General features: G+C 53.6%; 9 protein-coding genes, 4 tRNA genes and 6 rRNA genes. 15 read left to right on the plus strand and 4 right to left on the minus strand.

The features are described from left to right. Window positions 1-4: 4 nt before the first annotated feature. Together ACEPAJ_RS05900 and hemJ are read right to left on the minus strand one after the other, a co-directional pair. Window positions 5-967: an NAD(P)H-dependent flavin oxidoreductase gene (locus ACEPAJ_RS05900; protein WP_425914101.1), complete on the minus strand. Its 963-nt coding sequence runs from the start codon at window positions 965-967 to the stop codon at window positions 5-7. 24 nt (window positions 968-991) lie between these two features. Further along, the gene (gene hemJ / locus ACEPAJ_RS05905) at window positions 992-1,420 is read right to left on the minus strand and encodes a protoporphyrinogen oxidase HemJ (RefSeq protein ID WP_425914102.1); all 429 of its coding nucleotides are present in this window, start codon (window positions 1,418-1,420) and stop codon (window positions 992-994) included. A 135-nt stretch (window positions 1,421-1,555) separates the two neighbouring features. On the opposite strand from hemJ, the gene argC reads away from it, so the two are divergent. The 4 genes from argC to erpA all read left to right on the plus strand — a co-directional run bounded on the left by argC (window position 1,556) and on the right by erpA (window position 4,159). Continuing rightward, window positions 1,556-2,590 (plus strand): N-acetyl-gamma-glutamyl-phosphate reductase, encoded by a 1,035-nt coding sequence (gene argC, locus ACEPAJ_RS05910; RefSeq protein WP_425914104.1) that lies wholly within the window; start codon window positions 1,556-1,558, stop codon window positions 2,588-2,590. A 68-nt stretch (window positions 2,591-2,658) separates the two neighbouring features. After that, a complete protein-coding gene (locus ACEPAJ_RS05915; RefSeq protein ID WP_425914106.1) occupies window positions 2,659-3,312 on the plus strand; it encodes a DUF6776 family protein in 654 nt (217 codons plus the stop codon). Between the two features lie 9 nt (window positions 3,313-3,321). Continuing rightward, window positions 3,322-3,732 carry a bactofilin family protein gene (locus ACEPAJ_RS05920; protein ID WP_425914108.1) on the plus strand — a complete coding sequence of 137 codons (411 nt, stop codon included), beginning with the start codon at window positions 3,322-3,324 and terminating at the stop codon, window positions 3,730-3,732. A 76-nt stretch (window positions 3,733-3,808) separates the two neighbouring features. Further along, window positions 3,809-4,159: an iron-sulfur cluster insertion protein ErpA gene (gene erpA / locus ACEPAJ_RS05925; protein WP_425914110.1), complete on the plus strand. Its 351-nt coding sequence runs from the start codon at window positions 3,809-3,811 to the stop codon at window positions 4,157-4,159. An 80-nt stretch (window positions 4,160-4,239) separates the two neighbouring features. On the opposite strand, the gene ACEPAJ_RS05930 is transcribed toward erpA, so the two are convergent. After that, on the minus strand, window positions 4,240-5,331 hold the full coding sequence (locus ACEPAJ_RS05930) for an anhydro-N-acetylmuramic acid kinase (protein ID WP_425914112.1): 1,092 nt from the start codon (window positions 5,329-5,331) through the stop codon (window positions 4,240-4,242). A 3-nt stretch (window positions 5,332-5,334) separates the two neighbouring features. After that, window positions 5,335-6,741, minus strand: a complete 1,407-nt coding sequence (locus ACEPAJ_RS05935; RefSeq protein ID WP_425914114.1) for a peptidoglycan DD-metalloendopeptidase family protein — start codon at window positions 6,739-6,741, stop codon at window positions 5,335-5,337. 211 nt (window positions 6,742-6,952) lie between these two features. Here ACEPAJ_RS05935 and tyrS point away from each other — a divergent pair, with 211 nt between their 5' ends. The 11 genes from tyrS to rrf (ACEPAJ_RS05990) all read left to right on the plus strand — a co-directional run bounded on the left by tyrS (window position 6,953) and on the right by rrf (ACEPAJ_RS05990) (window position 19,542). Further along, window positions 6,953-8,152, plus strand: a complete 1,200-nt coding sequence (gene tyrS, locus ACEPAJ_RS05940) for a tyrosine--tRNA ligase (protein WP_425914116.1) — start codon at window positions 6,953-6,955, stop codon at window positions 8,150-8,152. Between the two features lie 698 nt (window positions 8,153-8,850). Next, window positions 8,851-10,387, plus strand: a 16S ribosomal RNA gene (locus tag ACEPAJ_RS05945). Between the two features lie 65 nt (window positions 10,388-10,452). Beyond that, window positions 10,453-10,529, plus strand: a tRNA-Ile gene (locus tag ACEPAJ_RS05950). Between the two features lie 31 nt (window positions 10,530-10,560). Further along, window positions 10,561-10,636 (plus strand) — tRNA-Ala (locus ACEPAJ_RS05955). A gap of 244 nt (window positions 10,637-10,880) precedes the next feature. Beyond that, a 23S ribosomal RNA gene (locus ACEPAJ_RS05960) occupies window positions 10,881-13,771 on the plus strand. A 133-nt stretch (window positions 13,772-13,904) separates the two neighbouring features. Continuing rightward, window positions 13,905-14,020, plus strand: a 5S ribosomal RNA gene (rrf, locus tag ACEPAJ_RS05965). Between the two features lie 361 nt (window positions 14,021-14,381). Further along, a 16S ribosomal RNA gene (locus ACEPAJ_RS05970) occupies window positions 14,382-15,918 on the plus strand. 65 nt (window positions 15,919-15,983) lie between these two features. Continuing rightward, window positions 15,984-16,060: transfer RNA gene (locus ACEPAJ_RS05975), tRNA-Ile, on the plus strand. A 31-nt stretch (window positions 16,061-16,091) separates the two neighbouring features. After that, window positions 16,092-16,167 (plus strand) — tRNA-Ala (locus ACEPAJ_RS05980). Between the two features lie 244 nt (window positions 16,168-16,411). Further along, window positions 16,412-19,293, plus strand: a 23S ribosomal RNA gene (locus tag ACEPAJ_RS05985). 133 nt (window positions 19,294-19,426) lie between these two features. Further along, a 5S ribosomal RNA gene (gene rrf / locus ACEPAJ_RS05990) occupies window positions 19,427-19,542 on the plus strand. The 16S, 23S and 5S rRNA genes sit together here with 4 tRNA genes alongside, the layout of an rRNA operon. Window positions 19,543-19,627 lie beyond the last annotated feature (85 nt).

Raw genomic sequence — 19,627 nt, forward strand, 5'->3', positions numbered from 1 at the left:
GGCTTTATCGTGGCCAGCACTGTTGTAGTTGCAGGCTGTGCTTGAGTGCTTCTCGGTATTCACGGTCGAGGCGGGTGATTAATTGCTCAACACTGGGCAGATCGCTGATGTTGCCAACACCCTGGCCTGCCGACCACACGGTTTTCCAAGCCTTGGCCTCTTCATCCATGGGTTTGAGTTTCTCGCCGTAGTTGATTTCGCCTTTGCTCTGCAGTTGCTTGAGGTCGTAGCCGGCCAGCTCTAGGCTTTGGCGCATAAAGCTCGCGGGCACTCCGGAAACGGCCGGGGTGTGAATGATATCGGCGGCTTTGGCGTCGAGGATCATCTGCTTGTAGGCGTCGGAGGCGGCGTTTTCCTGGGTGGCGATCAGACGGGTGCCGAGGTAGGCAAGGTCGGCGCCGAGCAGCTGGGCGGCCAGCACTTCATGGCCTTGGTTGAGGCAGCCAGCCAGTAGCAGTGTCTTGTCGAAGAATTGGCGAATCTCGGCAACCAACGCGAACGGGCTCCAGGTGCCGGCATGCCCCCCAGCGCCGGCGGCCACTGCGATCAAACCATCGACGCCGGCTTCGGCCGCTTTCTCGGCATGCCGGCGCGTGGTCACGTCGTGGAACACCAAGCCGCCGTAGCTGTGCACAGCGTCGACCACTTCTTTTACTGCGCCGAGGCTGGTGATCACGATGGGCACGCGCTGCTCGACGCAGATGGCCAGGTCCGCCTGCAAGCGTGGGTTACTGCCATGCACGATCAGATTGACGGCATAGGGCGCCGCCGCGCCGTCCAGGCCTGCTTCGATTTCCTCTATCCAGCCTCTGAAACCGCTGCTCTCGCGCTGGTTAAGCGCCGGGAAGCTGCCGACGATACCGTTGTTACAGCAGGCCAGAACCAGTTGCGGGTTGGAGACCAGAAACATCGGTGCAGCAACGACGGGCAGGCGCAGGCGTTGTTCAAGCAGGGCTGGCAGCGACATGCAGAAATCCTCTTGTTGCAGTGATTAGAAAGGACGAACCACGACCAGAATGACGATGCCCAGCAAGGCCAGCACGGGCGCTTCATTGAACCAACGGTAGAACACATGGCCGCGCTGGTTTTCATCGCGGGCAAATGCCTTGAGTTGGGCGCCGCACATGAACTGGTAAATCACCAGCAGGGCAACCAGGCTCAGCTTGGCGTGCATCCAGCCCTGGCTGAAGTAGTAGCTGGGATTGAGGCTGATCAGCCACAGGCCGAGGCCGACGGTGAGGATCAGCGACGGCCACATAATCCCGCGGTAGAGCTTGCGCTCCATGATGCAAAAGCGTTCGCGGCTGACCTCGTCGGTGCTCATGGCGTGGTAGACGAATAGACGTGGCAGGTAGAACAAGCCGGCGAACCAACAGACCATAGCAATGATGTGCAGGGCCTTGAGCCATAGATAGAGCATTGTTTGAACTCGTGCTGAAAAGTGCCTCGATAGTAGTGGTCATGAGCGTCTGCGTCATCACTGGCGGTTGGCCCCTGGCCGAAGCGGCCGTATCATCGGCAGCTTTCCACTGCTGGTAAGGCAAAGGGGCAAGTGATGATCAAGGTCGGAATCGTCGGCGGCACGGGTTATACCGGAGTCGAATTGTTGCGTTTGTTGGCGCAGCACCCGCAAGCACAGGTCGAGGTGATTACCTCGCGCTCCGAGGCCGGCATGCGTGTCGACGAGATGTACCCGAACCTGCGCGGTCATTACGACAGCTTGGCGTTCAGCGTGCCGGACGCCGCTACGTTGGGCGCTTGCGATGTGGTGTTTTTCGCCACGCCGCACGGTGTTGCTCATGCGCTGGCGGGCGAGCTGCTGGCGGCGGGAACCAAGGTGATCGACCTGTCGGCGGACTTTCGTCTGCAGGACGCCGACGAGTGGGCGAAATGGTACGGCCAGCCACACGGCGCACCAGACCTGCTCCCTGAGGCAGTCTACGGCTTGCCTGAGGTCAATCGTGAAGCGATCAAGCAGGCGCGTCTGATCGCCGTGCCGGGTTGCTACCCCACGGCTGCGCAGCTGGCGCTGATCCCGTTGCTTGAGGCTGGCCTGGCCGATACCTCGCAAATTATCGCCGACTGTAAGTCTGGGGTGAGCGGTGCCGGGCGCGGTGCCAGTGTCGGCTCGCTGTTTAGCGAGGCGGGCGAAAGCATGAAGGCTTATGGAGTCAAGGGGCATCGGCACTTGCCGGAAATTCGTCAGGGCCTGCAACGAGCGGCGGGTCAACATGTCGGTCTGACCTTCGTGCCGCACCTGACGCCGATGATTCGCGGCATTCACGCGACGCTTTACGCCACCGTAGTGGATCGCTCGGTTGATCTGCAGGCGCTGTTCGAAAGGCGCTATGCAAACGAGCCTTTTGTGGATGTGATGCCCGCCGGCAGTCATCCGGAAACCCGTAGCGTGCGTGGCGCCAACGTCTGCCGTATCGCTGTGCACCGCCCGCAGGATGGTGATCTGGTGGTGGTGTTGTCCGTCATTGACAACCTGGTCAAGGGAGCGTCGGGCCAGGCGGTGCAGAACATGAACACTGTCTTCGGTCTTGATGAGCGTCTTGGGCTGTCCCACGCCGCCATGCTGCCCTGATGACGGGTTGGGAGGTTCGGCCAAGCGATCCCGGGCGTGCTCGACGGCGGTGCCTGCTGAGTGTGCTGATGCTGCTGTGTATTGCGCTGGCTTTTTATGCCGGCAGTGTGTGGCAGCAGTCCATAGCGGTTGCCGTGCACTCGACCATACAGGCCCCGGATGAATCGTTAGCCCGTGAGGTCGAAGAGTTACGCCAGCGCGTGGCGGTGCTGAGCAGTACGGAAACGCTCAGCCAGCAGGCCAACGAGCAGAGTCGTCTGACGATCAAGTTGCTGGAAGAACAGATTTATAAGCAGCAGCAGGATCTGGCGTCCTACAAAGGCGTTCTGGCTCCGGCCAGTCGTCGCGAAGGTCTACGTATTAAGACCTTTGAGTTGCAGGCCACGGACAGGCCTGAGTATTTCCGCTACAAGATACTCCTCAGTCGCGTGGGTAAAGGTGAGGCGCCGCTGGAAGGCCAGTTGCAAGTCTCAATCGTCGGTCAACAAGGTGAGCAGCCCTTAACACTTGAGTTGGCGGCGCTGAGCACTGGCTTGCCAGATGCGTTGCCTGAGCAAGCGTTTGCCTTTTCCTTCAAGCACTTTCAGGCAATCCCTGAGGCCGGACGATTCGCTGAGTTGAAGCTGCCTGAGGGGTTTGTCCCGCGTGAGATTAAAGTGCGTGCCGAGGTACAGGGTGAAAAGCCCTTGTTGCGCACATTCAAATGGAACAAAGAGGAGTGATGGTTCTGTATGTGGAGTAAAGACAAGGCGCGCGCTGATGTGCAGCGTTTCGCGGGCAAGACCAGCCTGATTGCGGTTGGGGCTGAATTGCATGGCGATTTGCGCTTTCAAGGGGCTGTTCAGGTCGATGGAAAGGTTATCGGTAACCTGGTCGCCAGCGAAGGTATGGTGCGTGTCAGCGTGCAGGGCCGGGTTGAAGGCGAGATCCGTGCACCCCATATAGTGATTGATGGCGAAGTCGAGGGTGATGTGCACGCCAATGGCCGTCTTGAACTCGGTACGCGCGCGCGAGTGCGCGGCAACCTGCACTACGCCTTAATGGAAATGGCCATGGGGGCGCAAATTGATGGGCGTCTCTGTCGGTTGCAGGACGAAGCGCGCCCATTGGAGTTGCCAGCGTCTCTGGATGAAGCGCAATAGTTGACCGCATTTGTAGGGTAAGCGGATAATGCCTATCAAACTGCAGTATGGCGCTTAGCGCCGGGAGTTAATCAGCATGAGCGTCGAAACCTTCACCCCTAGTGCTATGCAATTTACGCAGGGCGCGGCGAATAAGGTGAAGAACCTGGTCGATGAAGAAGGCAACCCGCGCTTGAAGCTGCGTGTGTTTGTAACCGGCGGCGGTTGTTCTGGCTTCCAGTATGGTTTCACCTTCGATGAAGACGTCGCTGAGGATGACACCATCGTCGAGCGCGAAGGCGTGAGCCTGGTGGTCGACTCGATGAGTTTCCAGTACCTGGCCGGTGCCGAGGTCGATTATCAGGAGGGTCTGGAAGGCTCGCGGTTTGTGATTAACAATCCGAACGCCACAACTACCTGTGGCTGTGGTTCTTCGTTTTCGATCTAGGTTCTAGGCTGTTCAAGTCAACGCCGTGCTTTGTGTACGGCGTTTTCGTTTCTGCGCGCAGCAGATGCTTAGGCGGTTAATCAGGCGGGGTAGATCGCTCCGAGCACGCGCAGCCCTTTTGCGCCTGTGACGCTCGGCCGGTTAGCGGGTATGCCCTCCAGGCAGCAGTGCGCCAGCCAGGCAAACGCCATAGCTTCTACCCAGTCAGCGGGTACGCCATGCTCATCGGTGCTGCTCACCTGGCTGTTGGGCAGCAGCTGCGCAAGTCGACGCATCAGCGTGCGGTTGTGCGCGCCGCCGCCGCAGACCAGCAGCATCTCGGTGTTTTGCTGGGCGCCCTTGAGTGCGTCGGTAATGCTTATGGCGGTCAATTCCAGCAGGGTAGCTTGCACGTCAGCTGCTGCTAGTACGGGCTGCTTCTGCAGGTGTTGGTCCAGCCAGCCAAGGTTAAACAGCTCGCGGCCTGTGCTCTTCGGTCCTTGGGTTTGGAAGTAGGCGTCGCTCAGCAAGGCCTGCAGGAGCGGCATTTGCACCGATCCGCTGGCGGCCCATTGACCACCTTGGTCGTATGTCAGGCCTTGATGGCGTTTGATCCAGGCATCAAGCAGTACGTTGCCTGGCCCGCAGTCGAAACCGTGTACGGGGCGCTCTTGCTCTAGCAGGCTGAGGTTGCTGAAGCCGCCAATATTGAGAATGGCCCGTGTGCTGTTTGCGTGCGCGAACAATGCGTCGTGGAATGCCGGAACCAGAGGCGCGCCTTGGCCTCCGGCGGCAACATCCCGGCGGCGGAAGTCGCTAACGACGCTGATGCCGGTCAGTTCGACGAGTAAGGCAGGGTTACCAATCTGGATGCTGAAGCCGCGAGTGGGCTCGTGGCGCACGGTTTGTCCATGGCTGCCAATAGCGCGGACGTTGTCTGCTGCTATGCCATGTTGCTTGAGTAGCTCATTGATGCCTTGAGCAGCGAGCTGTACCCACTGCTGCTCGGCAATAGCTGCGCGGGCCAGTTCATCGTGGCCGGAGGCGCATAGGCTAAGTAGGGCGCCACGCAGCTCGTCTGGCATGGGCAGGTAAAGCGTGCCGATCAGGCGGGTGTCATGTTCTTGCTCGATTAGCGCAATGTCCAGTCCATCCAGGCTGGTGCCGGACATCACGCCAAGGTAGAGGGGCATGGTTCAGCGCTGATTATTCAGGGCGAGCATTGTGGACTTCTCTTTGTCCATTTGCGCCATCAGCGGTTTGCTCAGCTGCATAAACCGGGATTTCTCGCTGTTGGCGATAGGGTCGGCCATTGGCAGCTTCTGGCTTAGCGGGTCAACGTGTACCCCATTGACCTGGAATTCATAGTGCAGGTGTGGCCCTGTGGACAGGCCTGTGGTGCCAATATAACCAATGATCTGACCTTGCTTGACGTTGCCGCCGGTGCGTACACCTTTTGCGAAGCCCTGCATGTGCGCGTACAGCGTACGGTAGCGCTGACCGTGCTGGATGATGACTGCATTGCCATAGCCGCCATGTCGCCCGGCCAATGAAATGCGACCGTCGCCCGCTGCTTTGATTGGGGTGCCACGTGGGGCTGCATAGTCAACGCCTTTGTGGGCGCGAATCTTGTTCAGGATTGGGTGGCGGCGGCCATTGGAAAAGCGCGAGCTGATACGCGCGAAGTCTACCGGTGTGCGGATAAAAGCCTTGCGCATGCTTTCGCCATTGGCACTGTAGTAACTACTATTACCCTGTTTATTGGTATAGCGTACCGCGGTGTATGTCTTGCCGCGGTTGGTGAAGCGTGCGGAGAGAATGTCACCGGTTCCGACCTGCTTGCCGTTGACCACTTTCTTTTCGAAAATCAGCTCGAATTCGTCGCCTTCACGAATATCCATGGCGAAATCGATGTCGTAGCCGAATATGTTGGCCAGATCCATGGTCAGGTTATGCGACAGGCCGGCACGTTTGGCAGAGAGAAACAGCGAGCTGTTGATCACGCCATGGCTGTAGCTGGTTTGAATCTCTGGCTTGACCAGTTCACGCTTGAAGGTGAAACCTTTCTCGCTCTTAGCCAGAACAATGCTTTCCAGGTCGCTGAGCTTACTGTGCAGGCTTTCAAGCTGGCCGTCAGCGCTCAGATTGAACTCAAGCGGCTGGCCTACCTTTAACCGCGTTAGTTGTTTGGCTTCTTTACTGCTGCTGAGCACTTCATGCAGGGTCGTTGCGCTCAAGCCGACTTTGGCAAATACCGTGGACAGGGTGTCGCCGTTTTGCACGTTAATAATGTGGTGCAGTGGGTCGGCTTCTTCTAGCGTCTCAATCTGAGTGGTTTTCAGCTCATCGACAGCCGAAGTCTCGGCAGCGGCGGTATTGGCGAAGGGGGACTGGTTCGGCTGTGACGTTGTCGGTGTAGCCTCAGCTTGTTGTTCGGCGTACTCGGAGCCGTTGTCCAGTTCAAGGTTGAGGTAGGTTTTCTTGGCTTCAACTTCGCGAGTGGGGAATACCAGTAGGGTTAGGCTCAGTAGTGCGGCGACGCCACTGGCCGCCAAAATATGGCTTTTTGGGTAGAGCGGTGGCGCTTTAGTTGTAGAGGTCATAGGCGGTTTTTGACTTTAAAAATGGAAAGAAATAGATAAAAAAATGATGAATATGCACCAACTGTATAAAATATAACCAAATCGCTTGCTAGGCAACCCCGGTTGTCGCGAGGTGATCTTAGCTATGGTGGGTGGATGGCAGAACTTGTGATTTGTCTGCGATCTTGTATGGTTGGTTCCCTTTTGTTTTTGAGTGGTCGTGAGTCCTGTCATGAAGTCGGTTGAAGAGCAGTTGGCGCTGATCAAGCGCGGCGCGGAAGAGGTTCTGGTTGAGGCTGAGCTGGTTGAAAAGCTTAAGCGTGGTCAACCGCTGCGCATCAAGGCAGGTTTTGATCCGACTGCACCGGATCTTCACCTTGGGCATACCGTGCTTATTAATAAGCTGCGTCAGTTCCAAGAACTGGGGCATCAGGTGATCTTCTTGATCGGCGATTTCACTGGGATGATTGGTGATCCGAGTGGTAAGAGTGCGACGCGCCCGCCGTTGACCCGTGAGCAGGTTTTAGAGAATGCGGAGACCTACAAGACGCAGGTGTTCAAAATTCTCGATCCAGCGAAAACCGAAGTCGCTTTCAATTCCACGTGGATGGACAAGATGGGGTCGGCCGACTTCATTCGTCTGACCTCGCAGTACACCGTCGCCCGTATGCTTGAGCGTGATGACTTCAGTAAGCGCTATTCAACTCAGCAGCCTATTGCTATTCATGAGTTCCTCTACCCGCTGGTTCAGGGCTATGACTCGGTTGCGCTGCATGCAGACGTTGAGCTGGGCGGCACCGATCAGAAATTCAACTTGCTGATGGGGCGTGAGTTGCAGCGCTCTTACGGGCAGTCATCCCAGTGTGTTGTCACCATGCCGCTGCTGGAAGGGCTGGATGGTGTGAAAAAGATGTCCAAGTCCCTGGGCAACTACATAGGTATTCAAGAAGCGCCGGGCGTGATGTACAGCAAGCTGGTTTCCATGCCAGATGCGTTGATGTGGCGCTACTTCGAGCTGCTCAGCTTCCGCTCAATGGAAGAGATCGAGCAGTTCAAGCGTGATGTTGAGCAAGGCGCTAACCCTCGGGATGTAAAGATCAAGCTGGCGGAAGAGATTGTTGCTCGCTTCCATGGTGAAGAGGCTGCGCTCACGGCCCATCGCTCGGCGGGTAACCGCATGAAAGAAGGAGAGCTGCCTGAGGATCTTCCAGAGATCGAAGTACTGTCAACTGATGATATGCCGATTTCTGCGTTGCTGAATAAAGCAGGCTTGGTGAAAAACGCGGCGATGGCGCGTGATCTGCTGGCCTCTGGCGGTGTGCGTGTGGATGGTGACGTTGTAGATCGCACCTTTATATACAAGGTAGGCGCAGTGCATGTCTGTCAGGCTGGCAAGAAATCGTTTGCGCGTATCACGCTTAAACTTGAGTAGCGCTTAAGGCTCGAGTGCTGTGTGGCTGCTCGCCCAGCTATTGCGCGTTAAGTTCGACAAAGCCGTTGAAGCGTCAGCTTCAACGGCTTTGTCGTTTCTGCGGGCGCGCACATGGGGTGGCGAGTCGGGTGCATGCGGTGGGTGTTGACGAAAAGGCTTATCAATTGCGTGGTCTTAGTGGTGTCCTCTCTATGCTTCGCAGTCCTTCAGTCGTATACGATTCCTTAAAATCCTTATAAAACAATAGGTTGGTTTTCAAGAATGGGTTGCAAAGCTGCGAAAGCTGCGTAGAATATGCGTGGCTGGCAGGGTAGTGGTTTGATTCTGTTGGTGGTTCGGTTGAGGCAATCGAAAGCGGTAAAAGAGGCGGTTGACAGCGGTTTGAAACGCTGTAGAATTCGCCTCCCGCTGACGAGAAGCTAGGAGTTGATCGAAAGCGCAAGTGGTTGAGTTTGAAAAGAAATTTTCGAAATCACTTGACGGAAGATGAGGCTGCTGTAGAATTCGCGCCTCGGTTGAGACGAAAGACTTAACCACCGCTCTTTAACAACTGAATCAAGCAATTCGTGTGGGTGCTTGTGAGGTAAGACTGCTAGTCGCAAGATTATCAGCATCACAAGTTACTCCGCGAGAAATCAAAGATGTAACCAACGATTGCTGAGCTAGGTTTAGGGTTTTCTCAAAACCCAAGCAGTATTGAACTGAAGAGTTTGATCATGGCTCAGATTGAACGCTGGCGGCAGGCCTAACACATGCAAGTCGAGCGGTAGAGAGAAGCTTGCTTCTCTTGAGAGCGGCGGACGGGTGAGTAATGCCTAGGAATCTGCCTAGTGGTGGGGGATAACGTTCGGAAACGGACGCTAATACCGCATACGTCCTACGGGAGAAAGCGGGGGACCTTCGGGCCTCGCGCCATTAGATGAGCCTAGGTCGGATTAGCTAGTTGGTGAGGTAATGGCTCACCAAGGCTACGATCCGTAACTGGTCTGAGAGGATGATCAGTCACACTGGAACTGAGACACGGTCCAGACTCCTACGGGAGGCAGCAGTGGGGAATATTGGACAATGGGCGAAAGCCTGATCCAGCCATGCCGCGTGTGTGAAGAAGGTCTTCGGATTGTAAAGCACTTTAAGTTGGGAGGAAGGGTAGTAACTTAATACGTTGCTACTTTGACGTTACCGACAGAATAAGCACCGGCTAACTTCGTGCCAGCAGCCGCGGTAATACGAAGGGTGCAAGCGTTAATCGGAATTACTGGGCGTAAAGCGCGCGTAGGTGGTTCAGTAAGTTGGATGTGAAATCCCCGGGCTCAACCTGGGAACTGCATCCAAAACTGCTGAGCTAGAGTACGGTAGAGGGTAGTGGAATTTCCTGTGTAGCGGTGAAATGCGTAGATATAGGAAGGAACACCAGTGGCGAAGGCGACTACCTGGACTGGTACTGACACTGAGGTGCGAAAGCGTGGGGAGCAAACAGGATTAGATACCCTGGTAGTCCACGCCGTAAACGATGTCAACTAGCCGTTGGGAGTCTTGAACTCTTAGTGGCGCAGCTAACGCATTAAGTTGACCGCCTGGGGAGTACGGCCGCAAGGTTAAAACTCAAATGAATTGACGGGGGCCCGCACAAGCGGTGGAGCATGTGGTTTAATTCGAAGCAACGCGAAGAACCTTACCTGGCCTTGACATGCTGAGAACTTTCTAGAGATAGATTGGTGCCTTCGGGAACTCAGACACAGGTGCTGCATGGCTGTCGTCAGCTCGTGTCGTGAGATGTTGGGTTAAGTCCCGTAACGAGCGCAACCCTTGTCCTTAGTTACCAGCACGTAATGGTGGGAACTCTAAGGAGACTGCCGGTGACAAACCGGAGGAAGGTGGGGATGACGTCAAGTCATCATGGCCCTTACGGCCAGGGCTACACACGTGCTACAATGGTCGGTACAAAGGGTTGCCAAGCCGCGAGGTGGAGCTAATCCCATAAAACCGATCGTAGTCCGGATCGCAGTCTGCAACTCGACTGCGTGAAGTCGGAATCGCTAGTAATCGTGAATCAGAATGTCACGGTGAATACGTTCCCGGGCCTTGTACACACCGCCCGTCACACCATGGGAGTGGGTTGCACCAGAAGTAGCTAGTCTAACCCTCGGGAGGACGGTTACCACGGTGTGATTCATGACTGGGGTGAAGTCGTAACAAGGTAGCCGTAGGGGAACCTGCGGCTGGATCACCTCCTTAATCGAAGACTTCAGCTTCTTCATAAGTTCCCACACGAATTGCTTGATTCATTGAAAAAGACGATTGGGTCTGTAGCTCAGTTGGTTAGAGCGCACCCCTGATAAGGGTGAGGTCGGCAGTTCGAATCTGCCCAGACCCACCAATTGTTGTGGGGTTTGGCCTTGTACGAATATGGGGCCATAGCTCAGCTGGGAGAGCGCCTGCCTTGCACGCAGGAGGTCAGCGGTTCGATCCCGCTTGGCTCCACCATATACAGCATAGTAAGAGTTCAGAAATGAACGTTCCTGCTAACAGCAGATGAATGTTGATTTCTGGTCTTTGACCAGTAAGAAAATCGTTCTTTAAAAATTTGGGTATGTGATAGAAGTGACTGATTAATTACTTTCACTGGTAATTAATTTGGTCAAGGTAAAATTTGTAGTTCTCAATTGCAAATTTTCGGCGAATGTCGTCTTCACGTTAGAGACAATAACCAGATTGCTTGGGGTTATATGGTCAAGTGAAGAAGCGCATACGGTGGATGCCTTGGCAGTCAGAGGCGATGAAAGACGTTGTAGCCTGCGATAAGCTCCGGGGAGTCGGCAAACAGACTTTGATCCGGAGATCTCTGAATGGGGGAACCCAGCCAGCATAAGCTGGTTATCACACACTAAATACATAGGTGTGTGAGGCGAACCAGGGGAACTGAAACATCTAAGTACCCTGAGGAATAGAAATCAACCGAGATTCCCTTAGTAGTGGCGAGCGAACGGGGACTAGCCCTTAAGTTGATTTGAGATTAGTGGAAGGCTCTGGAAAGTGCCGCCGTAGTGGGTGATAGCCCCGTACACGAAAATCTCTTATCAATGAAATCGAGTAGGACGGAGCACGAGAAACTTTGTCTGAATATGGGGGACCATCCTCCAAGGCTAAATACTACTGACTGACCGATAGTGAACTAGTACCGTGAGGGAAAGGCGAAAAGAACCCCGGAGAGGGGAGTGAAATAGATCCTGAAACCGTATGCGTACAAGCAGTGGGAGCCCACTTTGTTGGGTGACTGCGTACCTTTTGTATAATGGGTCAGCGACTTATATTCAGTGGCGAGCTTAACCGAATAGGGGAGGCGTAGCGAAAGCGAGTCTTAATAGGGCGACAGTCGCTGGGTATAGACCCGAAACCGGGCGATCTATCCATGGGCAGGTTGAAGGTTGGGTAACACTAACTGGAGGACCGAACCGACTACCGTTGAAAAGTTAGCGGATGACCTGTGGATCGGAGTGAAAGGCTAATCAAGCTCGGAGATAGCTGGTTCTCCTCGAAAGCTATTTAGGTAGCGCCTCGTGTATCACTGTTGGGGGTAGAGCACTGTTTCGGCTAGGGGGTCATCCCGACTTACCAAACCGATGCAAACTCCGAATACCAACAAGTGTCAGCACGGGAGACACACGGCGGGTGCTAACGTCCGTCGTGAAAAGGGAAACAACCCAGACCGTCAGCTAAGGTCCCAAAGTTATGGTTAAGTGGGAAACGATGTGGGAAGGCTTAGACAGCTAGGAAGTTGGCTTAGAAGCAGCCATCTTTTAAAGAAAGCGTAATAGCTCACTAGTCGAGTCGGCCTGCGCGGAAGATGTAACGGGGCTCAAACCATACACCGAAGCTACGGGTTCATCTTAGGATGAGCGGTAGAGGAGCGTTCTGTAAGCCTGTGAAGGTGAGTTGAGAAGCTTGCTGGAGGTATCAGAAGTGCGAATGCTGACATGAGTAACGACAATGGGAGTGAAAAACTCCCACGCCGAAAGACCAAGGTTTCCTGCGCAACGTTAATCGACGCAGGGTGAGTCGGCCCCTAAGGTGAGGCAGAAATGCGTAATCGATGGGAAACGGGTTAATATTCCCGTACTTCTAATTACTGCGATGGAGGGACGGAGAAGGCTAGGCCAGCACGGCGTTGGTTGTCCGTGTTTAAGGTGGTAGGCTGAATGCTTAGGTAAATCCGGGCGTTCAAGGCCGAGAACTGATGACGAGTTATCTTTTAGATGACGAAGTGGTTGATGCCATGCTTCCAGGAAAAGCTTCTAAGCTTCAGGTAATTAGGAACCGTACCCCAAACCGACACAGGTGGTTAGGTAGAGAATACCAAGGCGCTTGAGAGAACTCGGGTGAAGGAACTAGGCAAAATGGCACCGTAACTTCGGGAGAAGGTGCGCCGGTGAGGGTGAAGCATTTACTGCGTAAGCCCATGCCGGTCGAAGATACCAGGCCGCTGCGACTGTTTATTAAAAACACAGCACTCTGCAAACACGAAAGTGGACGTATAGGGTGTGACGCCTGCCCGGTGCCGGAAGGTTAATTGATGGGGTTAGCTAACGCGAAGCTCTTGATCGAAGCCCCGGTAAACGGCGGCCGTAACTATAACGGTCCTAAGGTAGCGAAATTCCTTGTCGGGTAAGTTCCGACCTGCACGAATGGCGTAACGATGGCGGCGCTGTCTCCACCCGAGACTCAGTGAAATTGAAATCGCTGTGAAGATGCAGTGTATCCGCGGCTAGACGGAAAGACCCCGTGAACCTTTACTATAGCTTTGCACTGGACTTTGAGTTTGCTTGTGTAGGATAGGTGGGAGGCTTTGAAGCGTGGACGCCAGTTCGCGTGGAGCCAACCTTGAAATACCACCCTGGCAACCTTGAGGTTCTAACTCTGGTCCGTTATCCGGATCGAGGACAGTGTATGGTGGGTAGTTTGACTGGGGCGGTCTCCTCCTAAAGAGTAACGGAGGAGTACGAAGGTGCGCTCAGACCGGTCGGAAATCGGTCGTAGAGTATAAAGGCAAAAGCGCGCTTGACTGCGAGACAGACACGTCGAGCAGGTACGAAAGTAGGTCTTAGTGATCCGGTGGTTCTGTATGGAAGGGCCATCGCTCAACGGATAAAAGGTACTCCGGGGATAACAGGCTGATACCGCCCAAGAGTTCATATCGACGGCGGTGTTTGGCACCTCGATGTCTCGGCTCATCACATCCTGGGGCTGAAGCCGGTCCCAAGGGTATGGCTGTTCGCCATTTAAAGTGGTACGCGAGCTGGGTTTAGAACGTCGTGAGACAGTTCGGTCCCTATCTGCCGTGGACGTTTGAGATTTGAAAGGGGCTGCTCCTAGTACGAGAGGACCGGAGTGGACGAACCTCTGGTGTTCCGGTTGTCACGCCAGTGGCATTGCCGGGTAGCTATGTTCGGAAAAGATAACCGCTGAAAGCATCTAAGCGGGAAACTTGCCTTGAGATGAGATCTCACTGGAACCTTGAGTTCCCTAAAGGGCCGTCGAAGACTACGACGTTGATAGGTTGGGTGTGTAAGCGCTGTGAGGCGTTGAGCTAACCAATACTAATTGCCCGTGAGGCTTGACCATATAACACCCAAACAATTTGATGTTTGTGTGTCTCTATGAAGACTGCAACAGCCGAAAATTTGTAAGAACACAGCTACCTTTATCACATACCCAATTCGGAGCAGCGTCTAACGACGATACTCCAGCTGAATCGCTTGACGACCATAGAGCATTGGAACCACCTGATCCCATCCCGAACTCAGTAGTGAAACGATGCATCGCCGATGGTAGTGTGGGGTTTCCCCATGTGAGAGTAGGTCATCGTCAAGCACCTATACCAAAACCCCGATCAGGAAACTGGTCGGGGGTTTTACTATTAGTACAGGCATGAAGTTTTGAGCGATCAAAACTACTACCTAGAGATGTAATGCAAGTCGTTGACTAGAAAGAGAAATCTTCGAAAAACAGCTTGACTAAACAAGAGGCTGCTGTAGAATTCGCGCCTCGGTTGAGACGAAAGACTTAACCACCGCTCTTTAACAACTGAATCAAGCAATTCGTGTGGGTGCTTGTGAGGTAAGACTGCTAGTCGCAAGATTATCAGCATCACAAGTTACTCCGCGAGAAATCAAAGATGTAACCAACGATTGCTGAGCTAGGTTTAGGGTTTTCTCAAAACCCAAGCAGTATTGAACTGAAGAGTTTGATCATGGCTCAGATTGAACGCTGGCGGCAGGCCTAACACATGCAAGTCGAGCGGTAGAGAGAAGCTTGCTTCTCTTGAGAGCGGCGGACGGGTGAGTAATGCCTAGGAATCTGCCTAGTGGTGGGGGATAACGTTCGGAAACGGACGCTAATACCGCATACGTCCTACGGGAGAAAGCGGGGGACCTTCGGGCCTCGCGCCATTAGATGAGCCTAGGTCGGATTAGCTAGTTGGTGAGGTAATGGCTCACCAAGGCTACGATCCGTAACTGGTCTGAGAGGATGATCAGTCACACTGGAACTGAGACACGGTCCAGACTCCTACGGGAGGCAGCAGTGGGGAATATTGGACAATGGGCGAAAGCCTGATCCAGCCATGCCGCGTGTGTGAAGAAGGTCTTCGGATTGTAAAGCACTTTAAGTTGGGAGGAAGGGTAGTAACTTAATACGTTGCTACTTTGACGTTACCGACAGAATAAGCACCGGCTAACTTCGTGCCAGCAGCCGCGGTAATACGAAGGGTGCAAGCGTTAATCGGAATTACTGGGCGTAAAGCGCGCGTAGGTGGTTCAGTAAGTTGGATGTGAAATCCCCGGGCTCAACCTGGGAACTGCATCCAAAACTGCTGAGCTAGAGTACGGTAGAGGGTAGTGGAATTTCCTGTGTAGCGGTGAAATGCGTAGATATAGGAAGGAACACCAGTGGCGAAGGCGACTACCTGGACTGGTACTGACACTGAGGTGCGAAAGCGTGGGGAGCAAACAGGATTAGATACCCTGGTAGTCCACGCCGTAAACGATGTCAACTAGCCGTTGGGAGTCTTGAACTCTTAGTGGCGCAGCTAACGCATTAAGTTGACCGCCTGGGGAGTACGGCCGCAAGGTTAAAACTCAAATGAATTGACGGGGGCCCGCACAAGCGGTGGAGCATGTGGTTTAATTCGAAGCAACGCGAAGAACCTTACCTGGCCTTGACATGCTGAGAACTTTCTAGAGATAGATTGGTGCCTTCGGGAACTCAGACACAGGTGCTGCATGGCTGTCGTCAGCTCGTGTCGTGAGATGTTGGGTTAAGTCCCGTAACGAGCGCAACCCTTGTCCTTAGTTACCAGCACGTAATGGTGGGAACTCTAAGGAGACTGCCGGTGACAAACCGGAGGAAGGTGGGGATGACGTCAAGTCATCATGGCCCTTACGGCCAGGGCTACACACGTGCTACAATGGTCGGTACAAAGGGTTGCCAAGCCGCGAGGTGGAGCTAATCCCATAAAACCGATCGTAGTCCGGATCGCAGTCTGCAACTCGACTGCGTGAAGTCGGAATCGCTAGTAATCGTGAATCAGAATGTCACGGTGAATACGTTCCCGGGCCTTGTACACACCGCCCGTCACACCATGGGAGTGGGTTGCACCAGAAGTAGCTAGTCTAACCCTCGGGAGGACGGTTACCACGGTGTGATTCATGACTGGGGTGAAGTCGTAACAAGGTAGCCGTAGGGGAACCTGCGGCTGGATCACCTCCTTAATCGAAGACTTCAGCTTCTTCATAAGTTCCCACACGAATTGCTTGATTCATTGAAAAAGACGATTGGGTCTGTAGCTCAGTTGGTTAGAGCGCACCCCTGATAAGGGTGAGGTCGGCAGTTCGAATCTGCCCAGACCCACCAATTGTTGTGGGGTTTGGCCTTGTACGAATATGGGGCCATAGCTCAGCTGGGAGAGCGCCTGCCTTGCACGCAGGAGGTCAGCGGTTCGATCCCGCTTGGCTCCACCATATACAGCATAGTAAGAGTTCAGAAATGAACGTTCCTGCTAACAGCAGATGAATGTTGATTTCTGGTCTTTGACCAGTAAGAAAATCGTTCTTTAAAAATTTGGGTATGTGATAGAAGTGACTGATTAATTACTTTCACTGGTAATTAATTTGGTCAAGGTAAAATTTGTAGTTCTCAATTGCAAATTTTCGGCGAATGTCGTCTTCACGTTAGAGACAATAACCAGATTGCTTGGGGTTATATGGTCAAGTGAAGAAGCGCATACGGTGGATGCCTTGGCAGTCAGAGGCGATGAAAGACGTTGTAGCCTGCGATAAGCTCCGGGGAGTCGGCAAACAGACTTTGATCCGGAGATCTCTGAATGGGGGAACCCAGCCAGCATAAGCTGGTTATCACACACTAAATACATAGGTGTGTGAGGCGAACCAGGGGAACTGAAACATCTAAGTACCCTGAGGAATAGAAATCAACCGAGATTCCCTTAGTAGTGGCGAGCGAACGGGGACTAGCCCTTAAGTTGATTTGAGATTAGTGGAAGGCTCTGGAAAGTGCCGCCGTAGTGGGTGATAGCCCCGTACACGAAAATCTCTTATCAATGAAATCGAGTAGGACGGAGCACGAGAAACTTTGTCTGAATATGGGGGGACCATCCTCCAAGGCTAAATACTACTGACTGACCGATAGTGAACTAGTACCGTGAGGGAAAGGCGAAAAGAACCCCGGAGAGGGGAGTGAAATAGATCCTGAAACCGTATGCGTACAAGCAGTGGGAGCCCACTTTGTTGGGTGACTGCGTACCTTTTGTATAATGGGTCAGCGACTTATATTCAGTGGCGAGCTTAACCGAATAGGGGAGGCGTAGCGAAAGCGAGTCTTAATAGGGCGACAGTCGCTGGGTATAGACCCGAAACCGGGCGATCTATCCATGGGCAGGTTGAAGGTTGGGTAACACTAACTGGAGGACCGAACCGACTACCGTTGAAAAGTTAGCGGATGACCTGTGGATCGGAGTGAAAGGCTAATCAAGCTCGGAGATAGCTGGTTCTCCTCGAAAGCTATTTAGGTAGCGCCTCGTGTATCACTGTTGGGGGTAGAGCACTGTTTCGGCTAGGGGGTCATCCCGACTTACCAAACCGATGCAAACTCCGAATACCAACAAGTGTCAGCACGGGAGACACACGGCGGGTGCTAACGTCCGTCGTGAAAAGGGAAACAACCCAGACCGTCAGCTAAGGTCCCAAAGTTATGGTTAAGTGGGAAACGATGTGGGAAGGCTTAGACAGCTAGGAAGTTGGCTTAGAAGCAGCCATCTTTTAAAGAAAGCGTAATAGCTCACTAGTCGAGTCGGCCTGCGCGGAAGATGTAACGGGGCTCAAACCATACTACGGGTTCATCTTAGGATGAGCGGTAGAGGAGCGTTCTGTAAGCCTGTGAAGGTGAGTTGAGAAGCTTGCTGGAGGTATCAGAAGTGCGAATGCTGACATGAGTAACGACAATGGGAGTGAAAAACTCCCACGCCGAAAGACCAAGGTTTCCTGCGCAACGTTAATCGACGCAGGGTGAGTCGGCCCCTAAGGTGAGGCAGAAATGCGTAATCGATGGGAAACGGGTTAATATTCCCGTACTTCTAATTACTGCGATGGAGGGACGGAGAAGGCTAGGCCAGCACGGCGTTGGTTGTCCGTGTTTAAGGTGGTAGGCTGAATGCTTAGGTAAATCCGGGCGTTCAAGGCCGAGAACTGATGACGAGTTATCTTTTAGATGACGAAGTGGTTGATGCCATGCTTCCAGGAAAAGCTTCTAAGCTTCAGGTAATTAGGAACCGTACCCCAAACCGACACAGGTGGTTAGGTAGAGAATACCAAGGCGCTTGAGAGAACTCGGGTGAAGGAACTAGGCAAAATGGCACCGTAACTTCGGGAGAAGGTGCGCCGGTGAGGGTGAAGCATTTACTGCGTAAGCCCATGCCGGTCGAAGATACCAGGCCGCTGCGACTGTTTATTAAAAACACAGCACTCTGCAAACACGAAAGTGGACGTATAGGGTGTGACGCCTGCCCGGTGCCGGAAGGTTAATTGATGGGGTTAGCTAACGCGAAGCTCTTGATCGAAGCCCCGGTAAACGGCGGCCGTAACTATAACGGTCCTAAGGTAGCGAAATTCCTTGTCGGGTAAGTTCCGACCTGCACGAATGGCGTAACGATGGCGGCGCTGTCTCCACCCGAGACTCAGTGAAATTGAAATCGCTGTGAAGATGCAGTGTATCCGCGGCTAGACGGAAAGACCCCGTGAACCTTTACTATAGCTTTGCACTGGACTTTGAGTTTGCTTGTGTAGGATAGGTGGGAGGCTTTGAAGCGTGGACGCCAGTTCGCGTGGAGCCAACCTTGAAATACCACCCTGGCAACCTTGAGGTTCTAACTCTGGTCCGTTATCCGGATCGAGGACAGTGTATGGTGGGTAGTTTGACTGGGGCGGTCTCCTCCTAAAGAGTAACGGAGGAGTACGAAGGTGCGCTCAGACCGGTCGGAAATCGGTCGTAGAGTATAAAGGCAAAAGCGCGCTTGACTGCGAGACAGACACGTCGAGCAGGTACGAAAGTAGGTCTTAGTGATCCGGTGGTTCTGTATGGAAGGGCCATCGCTCAACGGATAAAAGGTACTCCGGGGATAACAGGCTGATACCGCCCAAGAGTTCATATCGACGGCGGTGTTTGGCACCTCGATGTCGGCTCATCACATCCTGGGGCTGAAGCCGGTCCCAAGGGTATGGCTGTTCGCCATTTAAAGTGGTACGCGAGCTGGGTTTAGAACGTCGTGAGACAGTTCGGTCCCTATCTGCCGTGGACGTTTGAGATTTGAAAGGGGCTGCTCCTAGTACGAGAGGACCGGAGTGGACGAACCTCTGGTGTTCCGGTTGTCACGCCAGTGGCATTGCCGGGTAGCTATGTTCGGAAAAGATAACCGCTGAAAGCATCTAAGCGGGAAACTTGCCTTGAGATGAGATCTCACTGGAACCTTGAGTTCCCTAAAGGGCCGTCGAAGACTACGACGTTGATAGGTTGGGTGTGTAAGCGCTGTGAGGCGTTGAGCTAACCAATACTAATTGCCCGTGAGGCTTGACCATATAACACCCAAACAATTTGATGTTTGTGTGTCTCTATGAAGACTGCAACAGCCGAAAATTTGTAAGAACACAGCTACCTTTATCACATACCCAATTCGGAGCAGCGTCTAACGACGATACTCCAGCTGAATCGCTTGACGACCATAGAGCATTGGAACCACCTGATCCCATCCCGAACTCAGTAGTGAAACGATGCATCGCCGATGGTAGTGTGGGGTTTCCCCATGTGAGAGTAGGTCATCGTCAAGCACCTATACCAAAACCCCCGATCAGGAAACTGGTCGGGGGTTTTACTATTAGTACAGGCATGAAGTTTTGAGCGATCAAAACTACT

It is taken from the genome of Pseudomonas sp. GWSMS-1 (assembly GCF_049847425.1).
GTDB lineage: Bacteria > Pseudomonadota > Gammaproteobacteria > Pseudomonadales > Pseudomonadaceae > Aquipseudomonas.